The organism is Hahella sp. HN01 (assembly GCF_018986435.1).
Classification (GTDB): domain Bacteria; phylum Pseudomonadota; class Gammaproteobacteria; order Pseudomonadales; family Oleiphilaceae; genus Hahella.
Genome location: NZ_JAHMIN010000002.1, coordinates 35,938 through 52,880, shown reverse-complemented (window position 1 = coordinate 52,880; position 16,943 = coordinate 35,938). Strand labels below are relative to the sequence as shown.

Genomic DNA, 16,943 nt, shown 5'->3' with positions numbered 1-16,943 from the left:
CCGACCTTATCTGAATACAGCGGAGACAACGCACATGCCTCAGAACAGCATACTCATCGTGGAAGATGAGCCAAAGCTCGCCAGTCTGCTGAAGGACTATCTGCAACAGGAAGGCTACCAATGCGACATCATTGGCGATGGACAGCAGGCGTTGGAAAAAATCCGCGCCAGCGCGCCTGACCTGATTCTGCTTGATCTCATGCTGCCGGGTCTCGACGGTTTGTCCGTGTGTCGGGAGGCGCGTCGCTTCACCGATACGCCCATCATCATGGTGACCGCCCGGGTGGAGGAAATCGATCGTCTGCTTGGGCTGGAGCTGGGCGCGGACGACTACGTCTGCAAACCCTTCAGCCCACGCGAGGTGGTGGCCCGGGTCAAGGCCATCCTGCGGCGCGTGCGTGGCGCGCCTGCGGGAGAAGAACAGGTCCTGGCGCTGGACCCGTCCCGTTATCGAGCGGTCCTGCGGGGCAAGCCGCTGGAGTTGACCGCCATAGAGTTTCAATTGCTGAAAATGCTGGCGGATGAACCCGGCCGTATCTTCTCCCGCAACCAGCTCATGGACGGCATCTATCAGGATCACCGCATCGTCAGCGATCGCACGGTGGACAGCCATATCAAAAAGCTGCGCAAGAAAATCGCCGAGCTTTCTCCCGACCATGACTACATCCATTCCGTCTATGGTCTGGGTTATAAATACGAAGGATGACAGCGCTGTAATCCCTGTTCCTTAATGCCTCCACAATTCCTGCACATTTCGGGCTTAGATTGAGAATCACACAAAGCCAAACAGGAAATTGAGGAAAAAGGTTATGAAAAAATTCGCTGCATTCACCCTGACATGTTTAATCGCCGCCAGCGGATTCGCACTGGCCAAGGGCGGCCCCCATCAAGGCCCGAACATCGACCGTCTGGCGGAAAAGCTGGCGCTGACGGATGACCAGAAAACGCAGTTCGAAACCATTATGGAAGAGAGCCGCGAGCAACGTCACACCCTGATGGAGCAATACAAGCCGCAACGTGAAGAAATGCACACGGCAATGGAAAATCTGCGCACGCAAACCGACGCCAAACTGGGCGCCGTACTGAACGCGGAGCAGATGGAAAAACTGAAAGAAATGCATGAGGCGCGCGGCAAGCACAAAGAACGTCGCCCTCATCCTGAAAACTGCGATAAAGGCGACGACGAAGAGGTATAACCCCGCTTCCGTTGCAGGCTCCCCTTCTTCGCCGGCCGCCCCAAGGGCGCGCCGGCTTTTTTACGTCTGCGCCATGCTTAGTCCAGTTTGATGGAGCGCAGGTGCGCAGCGCGCACGCGGGCAGTCTCCATGGGATCAAGACGCTCCTCCAGATGCGCTTTCAAGCGCTGCCCGGCGACAAGCGTGGCGTCTTCGTTGTTGATGATAGGCATGGGGTAATCCTGTCCGATCACGCAGCCGGACATTATCTGTTCCGCATGAGGCATCTTCCAGGGCGCATGCAGATACGCGTCGCTCACTTCCCGTAACGCCGAACATTCCGCCCGGATAAATTTGCCGGCGGGATCGAGTCGATGGGATTCGGTGACCGGATTGTAAATCTTCTGCTCAAACATCCCCGTGGTGCCGGCGAACTGCTGCGTCAGCGGAAAATGCACCGCGGGGTCATAGTCGATAGACAGCCGCGCCAGATGCAACGCCGGCTCACGCCAGTGCAGCCATAGCTGATTGGCGGCGAAGGACATCAACAACCCACGCAACTGATAGTTGATCCAACCGTATTGAATCAGCGCCTTCATGGCGGCGTCGATAAGGGGAAAGCCGGTCTCGCCATTCTTCCATGCGTCGAACTTGGCTTCTTCGAACTGATGCTCGCGCAACCCGTTAAAGCTTTTATGCAGATTGAGCGACTCCATGCCCGGCTCGTCCTCCATCTGCTGCATATAATGGCTGCGCAGGTACAAACGGGACAGAAACTCGTTTATGGACTTCACCCAGTCCGCGGAGCGGCGGGAATGATAGGTCTGCAACGCGCGTCGGGACTGCTGCACCGCCTCGCGCAAACTGAGAACGCCGTGGGCCAGATAAGGGCTCAGGCGCGAACCACCGTCAAAGGCTGTGGCGGGATAGTGAGTGTCACGGAAGTAGTTTTGCCCACGCGCCTGCAGAAAACTCTTCAGCTCCTGAGCGGCGGCGGCGCGTCCGCCCGCCTGACGCAACACGCAGGGGGTAGGATCGGCGCCGATAGTCTCAGGCCAGACTTCCGGCTTGAGCGGCGACGTGCCCACCATCGGCAAAGTTTTGGGGCTGGGGTAACGGGGCTGCGCCATGAAATCCTTCCAGGCGGTCTGCCAACGCTCTGCGCCGGTGGCTCGCCGCAGCACGCCGCAGACAGGCCATTCCCGCCACAGCACGCCGTTGCGACGACACCATTCCCGCACAATCTGATTGCGCCGGTTACACCATTGCACACCGGTTTCCTGGTGGGAGTACAGCTCAAAGACGCCGAAGCGGCCTTTCAGGTATTCCAGCACGTTGATCATGCTGTCATGCATGAACCACAGGGGTTGCCCCAGCTTACTCAACGTCTGGTCAAGCTCCAGCAGCGTTTCCCGCACAAATCCCCAACGCCTTTCGCCAGCGTCAGGCTGCGCCCAATACTCCGGCTCCGCCACATACAGCGGCGCCACCGGACCTTGTCGGGCGGCGTGATAAAGCGGCCCATGATCGGTGACCCTGAGGTCACGTTTAAACCAGACAACCCTTACTGTCACTGACTCCACACCTGATCAGACTCACACCATCAAAACGCTTAGACTCCCCGTTATACTGTCCCGACCCGCTATCCGTTTTATGCGCGGGCCGGGGTGTTCCTTCGCCTTACGCAGTCTTTCTACCGCGTTTAAGCGTTCACAGCCAAATAAATAGTTGTAATTTAAGTGTCGGCAATGACGCCTAAAGTTGCAACAAATTGCCGATTTTGCGATGCGGTAGCGGTTTTTCGCCGCATACCTTGGCGATCTGATCTCCCGGGCGCACCAGCCGTCGATGAGTGCGCGCCATCAGATAACCCGCCGTGCGTGCTCGCACCGGCGTCCGTTGATTCGGCTCGCCGCCATCCAGACTAACGATCTCGGCGAAGACATCGCCCTGCTCCAACCAGGCGTCCAACGGCTTCTGGAACACCAGCAAACCGGCGGCTTCCGCTTTCATGGAATCCACGGACTCCAATGGGCTGACATGGATGTCGTCCAGTTGCGGAACCTGCGCGTCGCCCCGAATCAGATTTTCACTGACCAGATAATTGAACAAATTGGCGGCGTCGACGGCGGCCAGTTCATCGGAGACGTCGTATTGACCGCGATATTCCACCGTCACCGCCAGCTTCGGCATTTCCATGGGATTATCGGGAAAATCCTTCTGCAGCCAGTGCCAGGGTTGCAGGTGAGAGCCGTCAAAGGCGACGACCCCGTCCAGGTCCTCCGTCAACAGATAACGGGCGCCAATATGGCGACACAGGTCCTGCGCTTTCTCCGCCTGACGTTTGACGGAATACACGTGGGCGCTGGAGTGATCGTCGCAATGCAGGTCGAAGACGTAGTCCGCGTCGATGGACAACGCCAGCAGGGTTTTCTTCAATGCAGTGGTTTCATCTTCCGCCAGCTCCGCCGCCACGGCGGCGCGCAAGGCCTCACGCACCAGTTCGTTGTTGGTTTCCAGATCAGAGCCGAGTCGACCTTCCACACTGTCGCGAGCGTCCAGATACAGGTCCGCAAAGTTGCGGTTGAAATTGCCGGTTCCGGTGAGGTCGAAGCGCCCCGCCACATAGCCGAACACATTCTGAGACAGTCCAACGGGATTGGCGTAAGGGACTACGATGATTTCACCCTGAATCGCGTTCTGGCGCTCCGCCTCCTGCAATAAGGTCAGCAGATGCTGCAGCACCAGCAGACCCGGCCACTCATCCGCATGCAGACCGGCTTGAAAATACACTTTCGGGCGCGCATCCGCTTGTCCCAGCCGATGGACAAGCAATTCCCGACGGGTGCCGGGGGACGGGCTCATCAATTGAATACGCTCGGTTCGCATCATTCACCTCTGAATAAATTCCATGCCTTCAATAGCGCAGTCGTCAAGTGCGCACTATAGCATTAAAGTATTAGCTAAACGCGATGCCAAAGTGGGCCGCCATGCAACCGCAGCGAATCGCCTGGTGCAATTTTTTACTGCCTGTGCTGGTGGCCCATGCCGCCTGGCTGTGGAGCACTCTGCTCGGCGCCATCGATGGGTGTCTGCCGTACTGGGACGGTTGCGTGTCCATCAGCAAAGCGGCGCGCTCCAGCGACGCCCTGTATCTGTTTCGCGCCGGCATGATCATTCACGCTGTCTTACTGCTCGCCTTCTGGTTACAAGCAGGCGCTTTCCTCAAGCTGCATCAGTCTTCGAGCAGCGTAGTCCGCGCCATGCAGTGCCTGGGCGCCATCGGCGCGCTGTTTCTGGTGTTATACGCAGACTTCCTCGGCGTGGACGGACGCATTTACCGACTGTTGCGCCAGTACGGCGTCACCATTTATTTCTCTTTCACCGTGCTGGCGCAGATGCTGTTATTGCGAAGTCTCCTGACCCTGTCGCGCACCTCCGATTGGCCCGCCAGCGTCCGCGTGCAGACATGGCTGCGGGCGAAATCCTGGCTATGTTGGTGGATGCTGGCGCTGGGTCTGGCCAGCGTCGCCAACAGCCTGGTACTGCAAAATCCCGCGAAGGATCGTTGGGAGAATGTCATTGAGTGGTTTTTTGCATCCAGCATGACCACCTATTTCGCCTTCACCGCCATGATCTGGCGTCGTCTGGGCTATCGTCAGCGCCCGCACCTGGACGCCCCCCGCCATTAAAACCGGTCCAAATATTAAAACCTGTCCAAAGAGACAAAATGCACCGTAATGGAGCAGTCAGGATTAGATTTAGGGCACGATATCTTCCCTTCAATCTCCGTAAAATCTACGCAAAATCAAATAAAATACATATTTATCAATTGGTTAATAAGGTGCAGCAAGGTTGGCACAGTCTGTGCGATAAACAGGGTGAAGAGATTTCGCTAAGTTGTTACAGGCTTAACGTTTCTTCATCAATAGTCAGGGTACTTCTTTTGTACAACGACTGTTACCTCTACGCTCGTGCCTTAAGCCTCGCGATGGGACCAGGATGGACTTTTTAATAGGGACACCCCGGAAGCGAGGCATTTTTTTGTCTGCACGCCAGACGCCGTCGGCCTTCTTTCCCCTACTTTCGCCCTTTGTAAGCATTTGTTAAGCCTATCAACGAATTTCCGCTTGCTCCCCGCTAGATTGACTCGCTCACAAAAACAAAAAGGACAGGGAACACCATGCGAATCCACTGTGGCGCACTGCTTATCGTCAGCCTGCTGACGCCGCTTCTGAGCGCCTGCGGCGGCGATAAATCCGATGTATCCACTCTGCGCGACCCTCGCGAGCCGGAGCAACCGCCGCCGCCCAACGCCAACTTTCACGGTGTAGTGCTGGACGGTTATCTGCGTCAGGCCAAAGTCTGGCTGGATTTGAATGGAGATTATCTCGCCGGCGATGACGAGCCTGCAGTGATGAGCGGCGCCGGCGGAGAGTATGAATTCACAGCGGAACAACTGGCTGGCGTGGACGACCCCAAGCTATACCCGCTCATGGCCTACGCGCTTCCCTGCGTCACTCAGGATGAAGACCTGATGAACGCCGCCGTCCCTCCCGCCACGGATTGCGCGTCCAGCGAACCGGGACTGGTGGATAAAGCCTATTTTCTGATGGCGCCGCCCGGAAGCCCGGTCATTTCCCCGCTGACCACGCTGGTGCGCATGCAGTACGACCTGATGCGGGAGGAAGACCCGGAAGCCACCGTCGAGCAGGCGCACCAGCGCGCCCGTGAGCGGGTGGGCTTCAACAACAATTATCTGTTCGATTACGTCAAAAGCGGACAGTATCGCCACCACGTCTACGCCAAGGCTTTCGCCATGGCGTTACAGAACATGATGACGGAAGAGGCGCAAAGTATTGACGCCGCCCAGCGTCTCGACAATCTGGACGCCACCAAAGTGAAAGTCATGGGCGCCAGTCTGCTGCACAACGCGCCGAAAATCGCCTATGCGGCGGCGGGCGTCATGAAGGATATACGCTCCACGGAAGACTTTGCGGCCTATGATTTCTCTCTCTGGAAAACATCGCTGCAGTATGAAAATGCCCTTAACGATCCCCTTTCGATCAAGCAAATCAACTGGTACGTGCATCCGGACACGGAAAGCGCGGCGCTGGAGGGACGCAATGACAACGATGTGAAGCTACTCGCCCTCGCCGGCGTACAGGACCCCCAACGCAAGCACGTTGGTCGCGCCGGACTGACCTACGATTCCAAAGGCGCGGTGGCGGCGGTGCGTCTGGATGGCGGCGTGGATATGAGCCGTCGCGCCCTGTCTCTGGACGCCTATGTCTCCTCCCTGACCCTGGACCCGTTGTATACGGAAATTTCGCCCGCGGACGGCGAGTGGGACGTCGTCAACGCTTTGGCGCTGGATCGCGGTCGTTGGGTGGAAACGTTCAGTAAGGTCGGCGACGCCGTGTTGAGCCAGCGCACCAGCGAGACGGTTACCGGCCAGATGAGACCGCAAAAAGACGCAGGCGCGGGGCTCGTGCGCATCAATTCTTATTCTACCGACAGCGCGACCCACAATCAGGTGCTGGTCAAACGCGCTTTCGTCTTTGACGGCGACGGACATTTGTCCAATGACACCTACGATAACAATCTGGAAAAGCTGAACACGCAATACGCCTACGCCAGCGACGGCAGACTGAACGGCATGCGCACCTTTACGGACAGGCCGGAGAGTTCCTGCGTTACGGAGCCGGGGTGCGAGATAGCGACCTCCAACTTTACCTACGACGCCGAGGGCCGCAGACTGGCCCGACGTTATACCGACATTCATGACCCCGGTTTCGAATGGTGCGAACACTACGTGTATCGGGAGGATGGGCTGTTGGATTACGTCTATCTGGAACGTTACTCCGTGGACGCCGAACCCCAGGGCGAAGACGGCGACGTCATTGTGCTGGTCACTTACGAGTATGACGCATTACATCGCCTGATGGAGTAACCTATCCGCTTCCATAAACGGACAGGAACCGACGCAGAATAATGAAAGCTTCTCTCAGACTACTGGCGGTGGTGGGGGTCATCTTACTGACCTACTTTTTATTCTCGCCTGCGGTCATTGATCCGGAAGCCTATGACGCCCCGTCGGCGCCGGATCTGGAAGGCCCCTACGCCCCAAATCAAAAGCTGTTGGATGCGGAGTTAATCGGCCAGGGGCGACTGGACGGCCCTGAGGACGTGGATCAGGACGCCGAGGGCGCCGTTTACGCCGGGCTCGCCAACGGCGACATCATTCGCATCAACAAAGACGGTGAATTTGAAGTTCTCGCCAATACCGGCGGACGTCCGCTGGGCATTGAGTTCAATCCGGCTGGCGACCTGATTGTGGCTGACGCGGCAAAAGGATTATTGCAACTCGATAAAGCGGGCAAACTCACCGTGCTGACCAGCAAGGCGGACAATCTGCCTTTCGGCGTCGCGGACGATGTGGATGTCGCCAAAGACGGCGTGATTTACTTCAGCGACGCCAGTTGGCGCTGGGGCGTGCATGAGCATCGCTTCGACCTCATCGAGAGCCGTCCTCACGGACGCCTGCTCCGTTACGATCCCGCCACAGGCGCCACCACGGTTCTGTTGGACGACCTGTACTTCGCCAACGGCGTGGCGCTGTCGCAAAACGAGGATTTTGTGGCGGTGTGCGAAACCGGGCGCTACCGGGTGCGTCGTTATTGGCTGCAGGGTCCCAAACAGGGGACCAGCGATATGTTGATCGAGAATCTGCCCGGATTCCCCGATGGCGTCTCCAGCAACGGAGCGGGAGAGTTCTGGATCGCGCTGATAGCGCCGCGCAACGGAATACTGGATTTCATCCACTCGTTTCCCTGGTTGAAAAGCCGCATGTCCAAGCTGCCGGAAGCTTTGCAACCGCAGGCGGAGCGTTATGGATTCGTGCTGGGAATGAATGAGCAGGGAGAGGTTTTACACAACCTGCAGGACCCGGAGGGCGAGCGCCTGCACACCATCACATCCGTGGAGCAAGTCGGCGACATCCTGTTGTTCGGCACCTTGACCGGAGACCGGATCGGCCGTTTATCTTTAACCCGCAGCGAAAGCGAAAGTCCGGGGCTTTAACCGGACCCGCAAACAGATTAAGCGACGCCGTCCGCAAGTTTGGCGATACTGTTCGCTCTGTCAGTGATCCAGTGGGACGACTGACTGAGGTGAGTGTCGATCATGCGGATCAGCTCGCGGTTGCGAACCAGCAGATCGCTGTAGAAATTCACCATCGTTTTGTTCGGGTTCGGGGTGCGTAATAACTCTTCGAGTTCTTTTTCCGCCAACGCTAACTCTTCCTGCAAGCGACAACGCTGAGCCTCAAGGGTGTTCATGGCTTACGACTTCCTGTTGTTGTTTGGCCTCCCGTAGCGCCCGCCGTCGGGATAGGTAAAAACCAGTATATCCACAATCCTTCCACAATTGGAGAAATAGTTCAAAATTTAACCTTAATACACATTTCTAACCGCAACACACACAGTGCAGTTACATAACGCTAACCCTCGCTAAAACTAACGTTACAGGACTTCCTGACGCCAGGACGGGGCGAGAGTGACCAGTTTTCAGGCGCCTGCGCCAGTTTTTGCTATGCTGAATGTAGAACGTTCCAAGCTTATCCGTAAATTTGAGGCGCACATGACACCCGCAAAAATATCCGATGCCTGCACCGAGTTCCTCAGCTTGATCGAAGTGTTGGACGATGCCTATTGGGAGGCGTCCACCATCACTAACAAGGATACGATTTATGATGTGCTGAGCGTATTCCAACAGGAAGCGGCGGAGCTGAATAAGCTCAGTATCCAGGACCACCATTATCCCTATGAGATGATCACCGAAGGCATTCGACAGGTCAGCCCCAAACTGCATCGTTTGCAGGCGTCCGTCTCTCAGGTGGTGGAGCGCACCCAGACCCAGGTCAGACTGCGTCAGTTATTGAAAAACGTCATGTTGATTATCGAACAACAGGCTAACCGCTGGTCCAGTCACGAGTAATTCCACGCCCCGAATTCGCGTCGCTCCGACTACAGTGCGAGCGGCGCGCATTGCAGATTGATTTGCCGGATCAACGCCGCCAATCGCGGTAGATGGTGCGCCAGCAAAGCCAGACCCGACGTCAGCAACGCCACGGAAATCTCCCGATCCGGGTCCGCCCAACAGAACTTATTGATCAGTCCGATATGGCCGAAGGCGCGCTCCGTGCGCGGTCCCCATAAACCCACCGGATCTCCCCCCAGCATAAAGCCGGCGCTGTAGCGCATGGGGATCATCATCGTACGATCGAAGGTGCAGCCGCCGAATTCCTGCGTCGCCCGTTTTACGGTGACGGGTTGTAGAATCCGCCGTCCACGCCACTCGCCGCCATTCAACAGCATCTGGAAAAAGCGCGAAGTTTCCTCCGCCGTCGCATAGAGGTTGGCGGCGGGGATAATGGCGTCCATCCAGCGTCTCTCATTGGAAATGTTCGCCGCCGCCGACATGTCCGCGCCCAGAGCGCGTTTAAGCGCCCAGGACACGGGAAACGGCGCCTCGGGACCGGTGGCGTAATTACGCGCGACAGCGTGCTTCCCGGCTTCCTCCAGGCCATAGGTAAAGTACTTCATCTCCAGCGGCGCACGCAGCGTCTGCTCCAGATATTCCATAATGCCGGCGCCTGTCACTTTCTCCAGGACCCTTTGCAGCACAAAACCGCCGGTGATGGCGTGGTAAGCCAGCTTGCCGCCGTCCACCGCGATGGGTTTGGCGGCGCACAACAGCTTCCACACTTGCTCCTGATCGTACAGCGTGTCGAGGGATTCATGGGTGGGAAGACCGGGAATGCCGCCCCGGTGAGAGAGAATCTGGTGAATCGTGATATTGCGTTTGCCGCGCTGGCCGAATTCCGGCAAGTAGAAGCTGACCGGGTCCAGCAGATTGATCAGCCCCTCTTCCGCCAGTTTGTGCATCAACACCGCCGTCACCGCCTTGGAAGCGGAAAACAGGCATACCGGCGTGGCGGTGGTCATAGGTTGGCGGAACTCATCAGACGCGTCGCCGGGGCCGCCGCCGCTGGCGTAACCTATCGCGCGATTGAGAATGACGCGGCCTTTGCGGCGCACGCACAAGCTGATGGCCGGCTGGGTGCCGGTGGCGTATAGACGCTCCACCGCTCGCCAGATCTGCTGTACGCCTTCCGGCGCCACATCCACCCGTTCCGGACAGACTTCCAGACCCTCATCGATGACGCTCACCTGCGCCGGATCAGCGGCGACCTCCGCCAGGCGCAGAGGATTTCGCAGTAGACTCAACATAACAGCACTTCCACGTTGGCGGAAAAAACGTCCCACGTAGCTGTTAAATTCTAGACGCTTTTACGCAGAAGCCCAGAGCGAGACAGCGTCTTTCCCTGAGCGTCTGCGTGGCCTGCTATGACAGAGTCACCGGAATATAGTGATCCGCCAGCAGCGCCACGAATAACAGCATCAGATAGGTAATGGAGTAGCGGAATGTCTTGATGGCCGCATGCTTGCGCGAATCCCGCCACATCGCCCAGGCCCAGTCCAGGAAGCGCAGCCCCAGCGCCAAGGCGGCGACAAAGTAGATCCAACCGCACATGCCGGTGATAAAGGGCAGCATGGTGGCGGCGAATAGCATAAAGGTGTACAGCAGAATGTGCAGCTTGGTGTAGCGGTCGCCATGGGTCACCGGCAGCATGGGTACGCCGGCTTTGGCGTACTCGTCTTTGCGATGCACCGCCAGCGCCCAGAAATGCGGCGGCGTCCAGGCGAAAATGATCAGCACCAGCAACAGCGCGTGAGGGTCGACGGTTCCGGTCACAGAGGTCCAGCCCAACAGAGGCGGCGCAGCGCCCGCCAGCCCGCCCAGCACGATATTTTGCGGCGTGGCCCGTTTCAGGAACAGGGTATACACCACCGCGTAGCCAATCAGCGAAGCCAGGGTCAGCCAGGCGGTCAGGGGATTCACGCCCCAGGCCAGAATCGCCATGCCCACCACCGCCAGAGCGAAGGCGAATGTCAAAGCGTGCAGGTTATCCACGCGCCCCTGCACAATTGGACGTTTTTGCGTACGCGCCATCACCGCATCGATTTTCTGGTCGACGATATGGTTGATCGCCGCCGCGGAAGACGCCAGCAAAGCGATGCCGAGGTTACCCAGAATCAGCGCATTCCAGGGCATGCCCTGGTCGCTGGCGAGCAACATGCCCACCACCGCGGTCAGCATCATCAGAGCCACCACCCGGGGCTTGCACAGTTCGTAGTAATCGCGCCAGCCGGCGGCGGCCGTAGTGGAAGCGGTATTTTTCATGAGCGCACCTCTTTGGCAGTCCATAAACGGTATGTCACCCATACCAGGGAAATCAGCAGCAATGCCGCCACGCCGTTGTGGGCCACCGCCACAGGCAATGGCACGAGCGCCACCACATTGGTTACGCCCAGCGCGATCTGCAGGAGCAGCAGCGCTCCGGTCAGACCCAGGCTGCGCCGGAGAGGCGATCCCTGGGAGCGGCGCCAGGCGGCGATCAGAAAGCCGCCCAATACCAGCAGCACGGCCACCGCGCCCAGGCGATGGGTCATGTGAATCGCGACTCTGGCCTCGTTATGCATCAGCCCGCCGAGATAATTGGGACCGATGGTCTGAGTGAGATTAAAACCGTGCTGAAAATCCATCTCCGGCCACAGTTTTTCCTGGCAGGTTGGGAAATCGGGACAGGCGACAGCGGCGTAGTTCGACGTCACCCAGGCGCCCAGAAAAATCTGTGTGGCCAATAACGCCACGGCGAGCAACGCCAGCGGCCTGAGTCGACGCCAGCGCCGCAGCGTTTCCGCAGAGACCGTCAGCAGTCGATCAAGGAGCCGCATGGCCGTCAGCGCCAGCAGGGTGAGTGTGCAGAAGCCGCCGAGCAGGTGCGCGCTGACGACTTGCGGCCAGAGCTTGAGAGTAACGGTCCACATGCCGAACAGCCCCTGCAGAATCACCAGGGCGCACAAAAACAGAGTCAGTTTGCGAGGCGGCCGGCGCGCGCCAGGAACAGAGTTGGGGGAAACATCGCGCCAGGACAGCGCGGCGATGGCGAATATCAACAGGCCCAGACCGCTGGCGAAGTAGCGGTGCACCATCTCCGGCCAGCCCTTATGCACCTCGACCGGCGCGTGGGGAAAACGGGCTTCGGCAATTTCGATCTCATGCGCCTCGTTCGGCACCGTAAGAAAGCCGTAGCAGCCAGGCCAGTCAGGGCATCCCAGACCGGCGTCCATCAGACGGGTGTACGCGCCTAGCAGAATCACACAGAAAGCCCAGACCGTGGTCAGGATAACCAGGCGACGCAGCCACTGCAGACGCGGGTTTACGACAGCCGACGTCACTAGCGCCGGCGGGGCGACATAGTCCATTTTCCAAACGCCTCTTGTTATTGTTGTTACTGCATTCGGAAGACGTTGATTTTACTGCCGGCTCAACGGCTCCCTGAGGAAGTCTTCAGACTCACTCTAACCAATCTTGGATACTTTGAGAAGCCGCTTAAGATCCTCCAGGATCGCCTTGCCGTCGTGCTTCTCTGAGTAATGCATCATGATGTTGCCCAGCGGGTCCATCAACAGCATATCGTACGGTTGCAATTGAATATTGTGCTTGTCCAACTTTGCGCGCAGCCCCTCCATGTCGGCGCTGGAAAAAGACGCCGGCAGCATACGGGGATAGTCGTTCAATGCTTGTTGCAGCGCCGCGTCGCCGGTTCCCGCCAGCAACGCCCGGCCCACGCGATCCGCTTCTTTTCCCAGCGCGACATTGATCTGACGGGACAGGTATAACGCCTGCAAACAGCGCTCACTGCAGGCGTCTCCAGCGACGGTGACCATCAGCCATTGCCGTTTGCCGTCAGCCTGGGTGATTTCATCCAGCCGCGTTTCCGGCAGGCTCACGCCGATCTCTAGGGCGTCCAGAGGAGGAATGATCAGGTCGCCATAATTGGTGGTGCCGGACGGAATGCCAATGCGACCGAAATACATCACCATCGCCGCAATAAGGGGGGTCGCAGCCACCAGGATGATGCCCCAGAGTTTGAGTCGCCCACGGGACGGAGGCGCGTTTTCAACCATGGCCAGTTGTTCCAATGTCTGTCTCTCCTGCTGCTTGTAATTGCTTATCTTCACTATCGCCGCGACGCCATTTCCAGATCGTCAGCGCCACCAGCGCTAACGCCATGGCGAACCATTGCACGGCGTAGCCATAATGTTTTTCCGGGCCCATCACCACGGGCTCCCAGACAGTCGTCAGCGCGCCAGGCTGGTTCGGGTCGAGTCGCAACACCCAATCCGCCAACCTGCCGGGCACGCGTTCGCGGACTTCCTCCAGCTTGAGCGTCTGCACTCGATAGGGCGCGGATATTGACGTTTCATTCGCGCCCATGGAGTAGCTGTCCGTGAGCTGGTCCGCCCGTCCTTCCAATGTCAGCCGTCCCGGCGCGGAAGGAATCGTCGGCAGCACGCTTCGGTCCAAATCTCCCGGTATCCATCCCCGCTCCACCAGCACGCATGCGTCATCGCGAAGGCAGAAAGGCGTAAATACCCGATATCCGAAGCGGCCTTCCCGTATCTGGTTGTCCAAAAGCCAGTCATCTGACTCAGAGTAAACGCCGGACACTGACACTCGCGCATAGCGCGGCGGCTCCTGCAGATTGTCCTGAGATTGCGGCGCCTTGTTCTGCATGCTCTGATAGGCCTGCAGCCACTGTTCTTTTTCCTGCGCCCGCAGCAATTGCCAGCAACCCAGCCCCAGTAAAACCGGCAACAATAACAGGCTGAACAGCAGGATTTTCCAGTTCACTCATTCCCATCCCGACACGTCGGCCAGAAGCCCACAGACATTTTCGCCAGCGGCGTTTTCACGCGGATGCTGCGCGCATAGTTTGTCTGCAATGTCTTTGTTATAGTGGGCTGAAAAAATAAGAGGGAACCCATGAAAATCCTTGTTTTGTTACTACTTACAGGCGCAGTCGTCAGTCTTTTCAGCGGTTTGTTTTTTCTGGTCAAGGATGACAGCACCAGTAAACGCACCGCTAAAGCGCTCACCTATCGCGTGGGCTTTTCCGTCGCCCTCATCGTCGTGCTGCTCGTCCTGATGTTCAGCGGGCATTTGCAGTTGAATCCGACGCCCCACTGATCGTTGGGACGCCGCCGGAGTCACGGCTCCGGCGAGGTCAAAAGACCCGACGCAAGCATCGGGTCGATCATCAGACTACATGATGTAAACCAGCACAAACAGGCACACCCAAACCACATCCACGAAGTGCCAATACCAGGCGGCGGCTTCAAAACCGAAGTGATGCTCCGCCGAGAAATGGCCTTTCATATAGCGCAGCAAAATAACGGTCAGGATAATCGCCCCCAGCGTCACGTGCATGCCGTGGAAGCCGGTCAGCATAAAGAACGTAGTGCCATAAATGCCGGAATCCAGCGTCAGGTTCAGCTCATGATAGGCTTCTATGTACTCGTAAACCTGAAAGCCCAGGAAAACCGCCCCCAGCAGAATGGTCAACGCCAGCCATAACTTCACTTTGTCGCGATCATTCTTTTTGATGGCGTGATGGGCGAAGGTGATGGTGACGCTGGAAGTCAGCAGCAACACAGTGTTGAGCAGCGGAATGCTCCAGGGATTGATGACCGCTTCCGGCCCTGGAAACACCTTCGGATCCGGGTTGTGGAGCAAAGGCCAGGAGCCCTCGAAATTCGACCACAGCAGGGTGTTCATAGTGCCTTCGCCTTCGCCGGCCAACCAGGGCACGGCCAGGAAGCGCACGTAGAACAGCGCGCCGAAGAACGCAGAGAAGAACATCACTTCGCTGAAGATAAACCAGGACATGCCCCAGCGGAACGAGCGGTCCATTTGAGCGTTGTACAATCCAGCCATGCTTTCTTTGGCTACATTGCCAAACCAGCCAAACAGCATGTACACCATCACTGCAACGCCGATACTGAACATCCACCAGCCGGTGCTGGTGTCGCCGCCGCTTTTGTTCACCATCACTGTCGCCAGACCGGACAGGGTCAAAAACAGCCCCACCGTCGCGATGATGGGCCACTTACTCTGTTCCGGTACGTAATAACTTTGTTGAGTCGCCATAGGTCCTCCCGTGGCAGTTATTTTGTTCTTGTTATCTCAATACCCTTGCGCGCCTACTTCACAGTAGGCGGCTCAGAGAAGCTGTGGTAGGGAGCCGGAGACGGCAATGTCCATTCCAGTCCGTCCGCGCCTTCCCAGACCTGAGCGGTGGCTTTCTTACCGCCCCGGATGCATTTGATAACAATAAACAGGAACAGCAGTTGCGTGGTTCCGAAAACGAACGCGCCAACGCTGGATATCTGGTTAAAGTCGGCGAATTGCAGAGCGTAGTCAGGAATTCGCCGCGGCATGCCAGCGAGCCCTACGAAGTGCATCGGGAAGAAGGTCATGTTCAAGCCGATGAACGACATCCAGAAGTGCACTTTGCCCAGTGTTTCGTCGTACATGTTGCCGCACCATTTCGGCAACCAGTAATAGGTGGCGGCGAAGATGGAGAAGATCGCGCCCGGCACCAGCACGTAGTGGAAATGCGCCACCACGAAATAGGTGTCGTGATACTGGAAGTCCGCCGGCGCGATGGCCAGCATCAAACCGGAGAAGCCGCCGATGGTGAACAGAATCACGAAGGCCACCGCGAACAGCATCGGGGTCTCAAAGGTCAGCGAGCCGCGGAACATGGTGCTGACCCAGTTGAACACTTTCACCCCGGTGGGGACAGCGATCAACATGGTGGCGTACATGAAGAACAGTTCTCCGGCCAGCGGAATGCCGACGGTGAACATGTGGTGCGCCCATACCACGAATGACAGGATCGCAATCGACGCCGTGGCGTACACCATGGAGGGATACCCGAACAGCGGTTTGCGGCTGAAGGTAGGAATGATCTGCGACGCCACGCCGAAGGCGGGCAGGATCATGATGTACACTTCCGGATGGCCGAAGAACCAGAATACGTGCTGGAACAGCACCGGATCGCCGCCGCCTTCCGCTTTGAAGAAGCTGGTGCCGAAGTTGATGTCCATCAGCATCATGGTGACGGCACCCGCCAGCACCGGCATAACCGCTATCAGCAGGAAGGCGGTGATCAGCCAGGTCCACACGAACAGAGGCATTTTCATCAGGGTCATGCCCGGCGCCCGCATGTTCAGAATGGTGGCGATCACGTTAATGGCTCCCATGATGGAGGAGATCCCCATCATGTGCACCGCGAAGATGAAATAGTTCACGCTCGCCGGCGCGTAGGTAGTGGAGAGAGGCGCATAGAAAGTCCAACCGAAGTTGGGACCGCCGCCTTCCATCAACAGGGTGGATAACAACATGGCGAATGCGAATGGAAGAATCCAGAAGCTCCAGTTGTTCATTCTGGGCAGCGCCATATCCGGCGCCCCGACCATCATGGGAATCAGCCAGTTGGCGAGCCCTACGAAGGCGGGCATGACCGCCCCGAACACCATGATCAGACCGTGCATGGTGGTCATCTGATTGAAAAATTCCGGATGGACGATCTGCATGCCTGGTTCGAACAATTCCGCCCGAATCACCAGGGCCATCGTGCCCCCGATGAGAAACATGGCGAAACTGAACCACAGGTACATGGTGCCAATGTCTTTATGGTTGGTGGTGAAGAGCCACCGCTTGAAGCCTTTAGCCGGACCGTGATGGTGATGCGCGTCAGCGCCTAGTACCGCACTCATGGTCAAACTCCTC

General features: G+C 57.8%; 17 protein-coding genes. 7 read left to right on the top strand and 10 right to left on the bottom strand.

Features of this window, described 5'->3' with window-relative positions; all coding sequences use genetic code 11:
- The first annotated feature begins 34 nt into the window (after positions 1–34).
- Positions 35–706, top strand: a complete 672-nt coding sequence (locus tag KP814_RS02590) for a response regulator (protein WP_216735283.1) — start codon at positions 35–37, stop codon at positions 704–706.
- A 103-nt stretch (positions 707–809) separates the two neighbouring features.
- The gene (locus KP814_RS02585; RefSeq protein ID WP_216735282.1) at positions 810–1,196 is read left to right on the top strand and encodes a Spy/CpxP family protein refolding chaperone; all 387 of its coding nucleotides are present in this window, start codon (positions 810–812) and stop codon (positions 1,194–1,196) included.
- 77 nt (positions 1,197–1,273) lie between these two features.
- Here the strand turns inward: KP814_RS02585 and KP814_RS33100 are convergent, their stop codons facing one another.
- Positions 1,274–2,749 carry an FAD-binding domain-containing protein gene (locus tag KP814_RS33100; protein WP_216735281.1) on the bottom strand — a complete coding sequence of 492 codons (1,476 nt, stop codon included), beginning with the start codon at positions 2,747–2,749 and terminating at the stop codon, positions 1,274–1,276.
- 181 nt (positions 2,750–2,930) lie between these two features.
- Positions 2,931–4,067 (bottom strand): succinylglutamate desuccinylase/aspartoacylase family protein, encoded by a 1,137-nt coding sequence (locus KP814_RS02575; protein ID WP_216735280.1) that lies wholly within the window; start codon positions 4,065–4,067, stop codon positions 2,931–2,933.
- A gap of 98 nt (positions 4,068–4,165) precedes the next feature.
- On the opposite strand from KP814_RS02575, the gene KP814_RS02570 reads away from it, so the two are divergent.
- The 3 genes from KP814_RS02570 to KP814_RS02560 all read left to right on the top strand — a co-directional run bounded on the left by KP814_RS02570 (position 4,166) and on the right by KP814_RS02560 (position 8,258).
- On the top strand, positions 4,166–4,867 hold the full coding sequence (locus KP814_RS02570; protein ID WP_216735279.1) for a hypothetical protein: 702 nt from the start codon (positions 4,166–4,168) through the stop codon (positions 4,865–4,867).
- 491 nt (positions 4,868–5,358) lie between these two features.
- Complete coding sequence (locus KP814_RS02565) at positions 5,359–7,128, top strand: hypothetical protein (protein WP_216735278.1); 1,770 nt, start codon at positions 5,359–5,361, stop codon at positions 7,126–7,128.
- Positions 7,129–7,169: 41 nt separating this feature from the next.
- Positions 7,170–8,258, top strand: coding sequence for an SMP-30/gluconolactonase/LRE family protein (locus tag KP814_RS02560; RefSeq protein WP_216735277.1), 1,089 nt, complete (start codon positions 7,170–7,172; stop codon positions 8,256–8,258).
- A gap of 17 nt (positions 8,259–8,275) precedes the next feature.
- Here KP814_RS02560 and KP814_RS02555 read toward each other — a convergent pair whose 3' ends face one another.
- Positions 8,276–8,515 carry a hypothetical protein gene (locus KP814_RS02555; protein WP_127967819.1) on the bottom strand — a complete coding sequence of 80 codons (240 nt, stop codon included), beginning with the start codon at positions 8,513–8,515 and terminating at the stop codon, positions 8,276–8,278.
- Positions 8,516–8,816: 301 nt separating this feature from the next.
- Between KP814_RS02555 and KP814_RS02550 the strand changes: the two genes are divergently transcribed.
- Positions 8,817–9,173 carry a hypothetical protein gene (locus tag KP814_RS02550; RefSeq protein ID WP_216735276.1) on the top strand — a complete coding sequence of 119 codons (357 nt, stop codon included), beginning with the start codon at positions 8,817–8,819 and terminating at the stop codon, positions 9,171–9,173.
- 29 nt (positions 9,174–9,202) lie between these two features.
- On the opposite strand, the gene KP814_RS02545 is transcribed toward KP814_RS02550, so the two are convergent.
- The 5 genes from KP814_RS02545 to KP814_RS02525 form a co-directional block, all read right to left on the bottom strand.
- Positions 9,203–10,468: a serine hydrolase gene (locus KP814_RS02545; protein ID WP_216735275.1), complete on the bottom strand. Its 1,266-nt coding sequence runs from the start codon at positions 10,466–10,468 to the stop codon at positions 9,203–9,205.
- A 115-nt stretch (positions 10,469–10,583) separates the two neighbouring features.
- On the bottom strand, positions 10,584–11,483 hold the full coding sequence (cyoE, locus tag KP814_RS02540; RefSeq protein ID WP_216735274.1) for a heme o synthase: 900 nt from the start codon (positions 11,481–11,483) through the stop codon (positions 10,584–10,586).
- Entirely contained in the window at positions 11,480–12,568 is a 1,089-nt protein-coding gene (locus KP814_RS02535) for a heme A synthase (protein WP_216735273.1), read from the bottom strand. The genes cyoE and KP814_RS02535 overlap by 4 nt, the downstream gene beginning before the upstream one ends.
- Positions 12,569–12,664: 96 nt before the next feature.
- On the bottom strand, positions 12,665–13,288 hold the full coding sequence (locus KP814_RS02530; RefSeq protein ID WP_253938121.1) for a hypothetical protein: 624 nt from the start codon (positions 13,286–13,288) through the stop codon (positions 12,665–12,667).
- Entirely contained in the window at positions 13,266–14,000 is a 735-nt protein-coding gene (locus KP814_RS02525; RefSeq protein ID WP_216735272.1) for an SURF1 family protein, read from the bottom strand. The genes KP814_RS02530 and KP814_RS02525 overlap by 23 nt, the downstream gene beginning before the upstream one ends.
- Before the next feature lie 132 nt (positions 14,001–14,132).
- Between KP814_RS02525 and KP814_RS02520 the strand changes: the two genes are divergently transcribed.
- Positions 14,133–14,336, top strand: a complete 204-nt coding sequence (locus KP814_RS02520) for a twin transmembrane helix small protein (RefSeq protein WP_164887160.1) — start codon at positions 14,133–14,135, stop codon at positions 14,334–14,336.
- Between the two features lie 75 nt (positions 14,337–14,411).
- On the opposite strand, the gene KP814_RS02515 is transcribed toward KP814_RS02520, so the two are convergent.
- Both KP814_RS02515 and ctaD read right to left on the bottom strand, forming a co-directional pair.
- Positions 14,412–15,296 carry a cytochrome c oxidase subunit 3 gene (locus tag KP814_RS02515; RefSeq protein ID WP_216735271.1) on the bottom strand — a complete coding sequence of 295 codons (885 nt, stop codon included), beginning with the start codon at positions 15,294–15,296 and terminating at the stop codon, positions 14,412–14,414.
- Between the two features lie 53 nt (positions 15,297–15,349).
- Positions 15,350–16,930 carry a cytochrome c oxidase subunit I gene (ctaD, locus tag KP814_RS02510; RefSeq protein ID WP_216735270.1) on the bottom strand — a complete coding sequence of 527 codons (1,581 nt, stop codon included), beginning with the start codon at positions 16,928–16,930 and terminating at the stop codon, positions 15,350–15,352.
- Between the last annotated feature and the right edge of the window lie 13 nt (positions 16,931–16,943).